Annotated in this window: 7 protein-coding genes; 6 read left to right on the top strand and 1 reads right to left on the bottom strand. The window is 69.9% G+C overall.

The genetic code is table 11. The features are described from left to right. Positions 1 to 58: 58 nt before the first annotated feature. The gene (locus EYA84_RS23780) at positions 59 to 571 is read right to left on the bottom strand and encodes an Lrp/AsnC family transcriptional regulator (protein WP_131055490.1); all 513 of its coding nucleotides are present in this window, start codon (positions 569 to 571) and stop codon (positions 59 to 61) included. 205 nt (positions 572 to 776) lie between these two features. Here EYA84_RS23780 and EYA84_RS23775 point away from each other — a divergent pair, with 205 nt between their 5' ends. The 6 genes from EYA84_RS23775 to EYA84_RS23750 all read left to right on the top strand — a co-directional run. Further along, positions 777 to 1,961 carry a spermidine/putrescine ABC transporter substrate-binding protein gene (locus EYA84_RS23775; protein WP_131055488.1) on the top strand — a complete coding sequence of 395 codons (1,185 nt, stop codon included), beginning with the start codon at positions 777 to 779 and terminating at the stop codon, positions 1,959 to 1,961. 2 nt (positions 1,962 to 1,963) lie between these two features. After that, positions 1,964 to 3,115, top strand: a complete 1,152-nt coding sequence (locus tag EYA84_RS23770) for an ABC transporter ATP-binding protein (protein WP_131055492.1) — start codon at positions 1,964 to 1,966, stop codon at positions 3,113 to 3,115. A 22-nt stretch (positions 3,116 to 3,137) separates the two neighbouring features. Continuing rightward, entirely contained in the window at positions 3,138 to 4,052 is a 915-nt protein-coding gene (locus EYA84_RS23765; protein ID WP_131055486.1) for an ABC transporter permease, read from the top strand. Next, positions 4,049 to 4,885 (top strand): ABC transporter permease, encoded by an 837-nt coding sequence (locus EYA84_RS23760; protein WP_131055484.1) that lies wholly within the window; start codon positions 4,049 to 4,051, stop codon positions 4,883 to 4,885. The genes EYA84_RS23765 and EYA84_RS23760 overlap by 4 nt, the downstream gene beginning before the upstream one ends. Then, positions 4,882 to 6,300 carry an FAD-binding oxidoreductase gene (locus EYA84_RS23755; RefSeq protein ID WP_131055482.1) on the top strand — a complete coding sequence of 473 codons (1,419 nt, stop codon included), beginning with the start codon at positions 4,882 to 4,884 and terminating at the stop codon, positions 6,298 to 6,300. The genes EYA84_RS23760 and EYA84_RS23755 overlap by 4 nt, the downstream gene beginning before the upstream one ends. Further along, the coding region (locus tag EYA84_RS23750; protein ID WP_201272461.1) for a saccharopine dehydrogenase NADP-binding domain-containing protein at positions 6,300 to 6,448 on the top strand (149 nt) is incomplete at its 3' end. The genes EYA84_RS23755 and EYA84_RS23750, both read left to right, overlap by 1 nt.

Here is a 6,448-nt window from a genome sequence, read left to right as displayed (position 1 = left end):
GTGGGGCGCGGGCGGGTGGGGCGAGGGCGCACGGGGCGGAGGCGCGCGCGGCGCATGATCAGGCGGTGCCCCAGCTGTAGGTCTGCTTGCGGAGTTTGAGGTAGACGAACGCCTCGGTGGAGAGCACGCCGGAGACCGCGCGCAGGCGTTGCAGGATCTCCAGCAGGTGCTCGTCGTTGCGGCAGACCACCTCGGCCAGCAGGTCGAAGGAGCCGGCGGTGATCACCACGTAGTCGACCTCGTCGAGTTCGGCGATCCGGTCCGCGACGCTCTCCAGGTCGCCGTCGGTACGCAGGCCGATCATGGCCTGGCGGGGGAAGCCGAGTTGGAGCGGATCGGTCACCGCGACGATCTGCATTACCCCGGCGTCGAGCAGCCGTTGTACGCGTTGACGTACCGCAGCCTCGGAGAGCCCGACCGCCTTGCCGATGGTCGCGTACGGGCGACGGCCGTCCTGCTGGAGCTGTTCGATGATCTGCTTGGCCACGTCGTCGAGCAGCACGTGGCTGGCGCCCTCCCGCACGCTGACCCGGCGTCCGCCGGTGCCGTTGTCCTGCTGCCGGTTCGTCATCGAGCGCTCCCCATGTCCATCACGGCGCTGAGCCTAGTGCCACCGCGCAGTCTGGCGTAATTCGTCGTCCACGGCTATTGCGGCTACGGAATCCCTTGTGAGCGAGGTTTCCTCATGTCAGGATCAGTCGTCCATCGCCATTGACCCTCCCGTCGGCGCGCCCACCCCCGTCCCGCCGCCGACGATGACCTGTAGGAGTCGTCACATGCGAAACGCTTACCGGCCCCTCACTCGGCGTGGTCTGCTCACCGGCACCCTCGGCTCGGCCGCGCTGCTCGCGGCGGGTGGCACTCTCGCCGGTTGCGGCACCCCCGGCGCGCAGCAGACCGAGGCCGGTTGTGTCAGCGAGGACCTGTCCGGCACGGAGAAGACTGTCGCCTTCTCCAACTGGCCGCAATACATGGACGTCGATGACGACGACGCGTCGAAGCGTCCCAGCCTCGACAAGTTCGTCACCGACACCGGCATCCAGGTGACCTATACCGAGGACGTCAACGACAACAACGAGTTCTTCGGCAAGGTGCAGAACCAGCTCGCCGCCTGTCAGGGCACCGGGCGGGACGTCATGGTGCTCACCGACTGGATGGCCGCCCGGATGATCCGGCTCGGCTGGATCCAGCGGCTCGACAAGTCGAAGCTGCCGAACGTCGAGGCGAACCTGCTGCCGTCGTTGCGGAACCGTCCCTTCGACGTGGACAACCACCTCGCCGTCCCGTGGCAGTCCGGCCTGGCCGGACTGGCGTACAACGGTCGGGTCACCCGGGAGATCCGGACCGTCGACGAGCTGCTCACCCGCGCCGACCTCAAGGGCAAGGTGACCGCGCTGACCGAGATGCGCGACACCATGGGCCTGCTGCTGATGTCGAACGGCCACAACCCGGCCGACTTCACCGCCAGCCAGTTCGACGACGCCCTGAACAAGCTCAAGAAGGCGGTCGACTCCGGGCAGATCCGCCGCTTCACCGGCAACGACTACGCCCCCGACCTGGCCAAGGGCGACATCGCGGCGTGCATCGGCTGGTCCGGCGACATCATCCAGCTCGGCTTCGACGACGAGCAGATCAAGTTCGTGGTGCCCGACTCCGGTGTGACGCTCTGGTCGGACAACATGCTCGTGCCGAACAAGGCCACCCACAAGGGCAACGCCGAGGCCCTGATCAACCACTACTACGAGCCGGCCATCGCCGCGCAGCTCGCCGCGTACGTCAACTACATCTGTCCGGTGCAGGGCGCGCAGGAGGAGATGGAGAAGATCGACCCGGAGTTGGCCGCCAACCCGCTGATCTTCCCGGACGAGGCGATCCTCTCCAAGGCCCGCGTCTTCATGGCCCTGGACGAGCAGCAGGAACGCGAGTACGAGACCAAGTTCCAGCAGGTTATCGGAGCGTGACGATGGCGCGGGACACTCCGGCCGGTGACCTGAGGCTGGCCGACCTCACCAAGACGTTCGGCCCGTTCACCGCCGTCGACGACCTGAGCCTGACCATTCCGCAGGGCTCGTTCTTCGCCCTGCTGGGTGCGTCCGGCTGCGGCAAGACCACCACGCTGCGCATGATCGCCGGGCTGGAGGAGCCGACCAGCGGGCAGGTGCTGCTCGGTGACCGGGACATCGCCCGGCTGCGTCCGTACAAGCGGCCGGTCAACACCGTGTTCCAGAGCTACGCCCTCTTCCCGCACCTGGACATCTTCGAGAACGTGGCCTTCGGCCTGCGGCGGCGCGGCATCCGCTCGGTCGACGGGCAGGTCCGCGAGATGCTGTCGCTGGTGCAGCTCGACGGGTACGAACGGCGTCGCCCGGCCCAGCTCTCCGGCGGGCAGCAGCAGCGGGTCGCGCTGGCCCGCGCGCTGATCAACCACCCGCAGGTGCTGCTGCTGGACGAGCCGCTCGGCGCGCTCGACCTCAAGCTGCGTCGGCAGATGCAGATCGAGCTCAAGCGCATCCAGACCGAGGTCGGCATCACCTTCGTACACGTCACCCACGACCAGGAGGAGGCCATGACGATGGCCGACACGGTCGCGGTGATGAACGCCGGGCGGATCGAGCAGCTCGGCCCACCCGCCGAGATCTACGAGTTCCCGGCCACCGCGTTCGTGGCCAACTTTCTCGGCCAGTCCAACCTGATCGCGGGCGAGGTCTCCGGCATCGACGGCGGCGACCTCCTGGTCACCGCGCACGGCGCGCGGTTCTCCGTGCCGTCGGCGCGGGCCCGCACCGACCAGGGTCCGGTCTTCCTGGGCGTACGCCCAGAGAAGCTGCACCTGGTTGGCGCCGCCGTGCAGGTGCCGGCCGGTAACCAGCACCTCGAAGGCACCGTCACCGACGCCTCCTACGTCGGGGTGAGCACGCAGTACCTGCTGCGCACCGGCTGGGGCACCGAGCTGAGCGTCTTCGTCGCCAACAGCGGGGCGCAGCAGCGCTTCGCCGTCGGCGAGCGGGCCGTGGCGTACTGGGATCCGCAGCACGCCTTCCTGCTCGGGCGCCGCGCCGACGAGGAGGACCGGACCACTCCGGTCCTGGACGAGCCGGTCGGTGCGTCCTCATGAGCCAGCGACGCGAGGGCACGGCGTGAGCGCGCTGGCTCACGTACCCACCGGCTCCGGGCAGCCGGCGTCGCCGCCGCCGGCTGCCCGATCAGGGCGGTACCGCCTCCTGCCGTACCTGTTGCTGCTGCCGGGCGCGGCCTGGCTGTTCCTCTTCTTCGCCCTGCCGTTGCTGCAACTCGCGGCGGCCAGCCTCTACGACCCGAACGGCACGCTCTCCACCGGGTACGCGATGACCTGGGCTTTCGGGAACTACCCGGCGGCGTTGCAGGCGTACTGGCCCCAGTTCAGCCGCTCGTTCCTGTACGCGGGCATCGCGTTGGTGCTGGCGCTGCTGATGGGCTACCCGTTGGCGTACGCGATCGCGCAGAAGGCCGGCCGGTGGAAGAACCTGCTGCTGGTCTGCGTGATCGCGCCGATGTTCACCAGTTTCCTGGTGCGCACGCTGGCCTGGAAGACCATCCTGTCGGACAACGGCTGGTTGGTCGGGCTGCTGCGGGACGTCCACCTGCTCGGTCCGGACGGACGGCTGCTGGCCACCCCGATCGCGGTGGTGCTCGGCCTGACGTACAACTTCCTGCCGTTCCTGGTGCTGCCGCTGTACGCGAGCCTGGAGCGGCTCGACCACCGGCTGCTGGAGGCGTCCAGCGACCTGTACGCGAGCCCGCTGAAGACGTTCCGCCGGGTCACCCTGCCGTTGTCGATGCCGGGCCTGATCGCCGGGACGCTGCTCTTCTTCATCCCGGCCACCGGCGACTACATCAACGCCGAACTGCTCGGTACGCCCAACCAGTACATGATCGGCAACGTCATCGACTCGGCGTTCCTGGTCCGGCTGGACTATCCGCAGGGCGCGGCGCTGTCGTTCCTGCTGATGTCGGCGATCCTCGCGGTGGTCTTCGTCTATCTGCGTCGGGCCGGCACGGAGGAGGTCCTATGACCAGGTTCTCCCGGTGGTGGGCGCAGCACTGGGTGATGGGCGTGGCCCTGCTGGTGCTCGGCTACCTGTTCCTGCCGATCGCCGTGGTGGGCGCGTTGTCGTTCAACCGCCCCTCCAACCGGCTCTCGTACGACTTCCACGCGTTCACGCTCGACAACTGGCGTAACCCGTGCGCCACCTCCGACATGTGCGACGCGGTGGTCCGCAGCGTGCAGATCGGCTTCATCGCCACCGTCGCCGCCACCGCGCTCGGCACGCTGATGGCGTTCGCGCTGGTCCGGCACCGGTTCCGGGGACGCTCCGGGCTCAACGTGCTGATCTTCCTGCCGATGGCCACGCCGGAACTGGTGATGGGCACCTCGCTGCTGGCCCTCTTCGTCGCCGGCGGGGTGCCGCTGGGGTTCTGGACCATCGTCATCGCGCACGTGATGTTCTGCATGTCGTTCGTGGTGGTGACGGTCAAGGCGCGGCTGGCCGGGATGGACCGGCGGCTGGAGGAGGCCGCGATGGACCTCTACGCCAGCGAGTGGCAGACGTTCCGCCGCATCACGTTGCCGTTGGTGCTGCCCGGCATCGTGGCCGCCGCACTGCTGGCGTTCTCGCTCAGCTTCGACGACTTCATCATCACCAACTTCAACTCCGGCACCACCGTCACGTTCCCGATGTACGTCTGGGGTGCCGCCCAGCGGGGCATCCCGCCGCAGGTCAACGTCATCGGTACGGCCATGTTCGCGATCGCGTTGCTGCTGGTGCTGGCCAGCATGCTGCGGGGCCGACGGGCCCGCCGGGCGGCGTTCGCGGTGCCGGCTCCCCGGGCGACAAGCCGGTCATGACCGGGCCATCCGCCGGCCGGGCGCTCGCCGACGCGGTCCGCGCACCGTACTGGCTCGACCGGCCGGAGCGGCCCGACCCGCTGCCGCCGCTGCCCGGCCCGACCACCGCCGACCTGGTGGTGATCGGGGGCGGCTACAGCGGGCTGTGGGCGGCGCTGCTGGCCAAGCAGGCCGACCCGGCGCGGGACGTGCTGCTGGTGGAGGCGGGGACCTGCGGCTGGGCGGCCTCCGGACGCAACGGCGGGTTCTGTGCCGCCTCGCTGACGCACGGGCTGGCCAACGGGGTGCAGCGGTTCCCGGACGAGATCCAGACGCTGGAACGGCTCGGCCGGGAGAACCTCGACGCCATCGCCGACACCGTTGCGGAGCACCGGATCGACTGCGACTTCGCGCGGACCGGCGAACTGTCGGTGGCGGTCGAGCCGTACCAGCTCGACGGGTTGGCCGCCGACGCCGCGCTGGCCGGACGGTACGGGCACGACGTGCGCCTGCTCGACGCCGACGAGGTGCGCGCCGAGGTCGACTCGCCGACGTACCTCGGCGGACTGTGGGACCGTGACCGGGTGGCGATGCTCGACCCGGCGCGGTTGGCCTGGGGACTGCGCCGGGCCTGCGTGGACCTCGGCGTACGGGTGCACGAGCACACCCGGGTCACCGGCCTGCACCGGGACACCAACGCGTTGCTGGCCCGCACCGTCGCCGCCGACGGCAGCCCCGGGGCGGTCCGCGCCGCCAAGGTGGTGCTGGCCACCAACGCGTTCCCGCCGCTGCTGCGCCGCCTGCGCACCTGGATCGTGCCGGTGTACGACTACGCGCTGACGACCGAGCCGTTGACGCCCGCGCAGCGGGACGCCGTCGGCTGGCGTAACCGGCAGGGACTGGCCGACACCGGCAACCAGTTCCACTACTACCGGCTCACCGACGACGGGCGGATCCTGTTCGGCGGCTACGACGCGATCTACCACTACGGCAACCGGATGACGCCGGCACTGGACCAGCGCGACGCCACCTTCACCGCCCTCGCCCGTCACTTCTTCACCACCTTCCCGCAGCTCGCCGACGTCCGGTTCAGCCACCGCTGGGGCGGGGTGATCGACACCAGCACCCGGTTCTGCGCCTTCTTCGGCACGGCGTACTCCGGTCGGCTCGCGTACGCGGCCGGGTACACCGGGCTCGGCGTCGGGGCGACCCGGTTCGGTGCCCGGGTGATGCTCGACCTGCTCGACGGCGTGGACAGCCCGCTGACCCGGCTCGACCTGGTCCGCAGTCGGCCGCTGCCGTTCCCGCCCGAACCGGCCCGCGCGGTCGGCATCGGGCTCACCCGCTGGTCCATGGCCCGGGCCGACGCTCGACAGGGGCGGCGCAACCTGTGGCTCCGTACGCTCGATCGCTTCGGTCTGGGGTTCGACTCGTGATGCGCGTGCTGCTGATCGGGGCCGGAGGCGTCGGTTCCGCCGTCGTCGCCATCGCGGCCCGACGTGCCTTCTTCGACACGATGGTGGTCGCCGACCACGACGAGACCCGCGCCGCGCGGGCCGTCGCCGGCCGCGACGACCGCTTCGT

The organism is Verrucosispora sp. SN26_14.1 (genome assembly GCF_004307965.1).
GTDB lineage: Bacteria > Actinomycetota > Actinomycetes > Mycobacteriales > Micromonosporaceae > Micromonospora.
Note: the sequence above shows the minus strand (reverse complement) of the source record. Positions and strands in the feature narration are given on the sequence as shown.

What these genes read in the sequence shown, in the direction of transcription:
- EYA84_RS23780 (WP_131055490.1), bottom strand. Translation starts at nt 571, where the DNA reads ATGACGAACCGGCAGCAGGACAACGGCACCGGCGGACGCCGGGTCAGC.
- EYA84_RS23775 (WP_131055488.1), top strand. Translation starts at nt 777, where the DNA reads ATGCGAAACGCTTACCGGCCCCTCACTCGGCGTGGTCTGCTCACCGGC.
- EYA84_RS23770 (WP_131055492.1), top strand. Translation starts at nt 1,964, where the DNA reads ATGGCGCGGGACACTCCGGCCGGTGACCTGAGGCTGGCCGACCTCACC.
- EYA84_RS23760 (WP_131055484.1), top strand. Translation starts at nt 4,049, where the DNA reads ATGACCAGGTTCTCCCGGTGGTGGGCGCAGCACTGGGTGATGGGCGTG.
- EYA84_RS23755 (WP_131055482.1), top strand. Translation starts at nt 4,882, where the DNA reads ATGACCGGGCCATCCGCCGGCCGGGCGCTCGCCGACGCGGTCCGCGCA.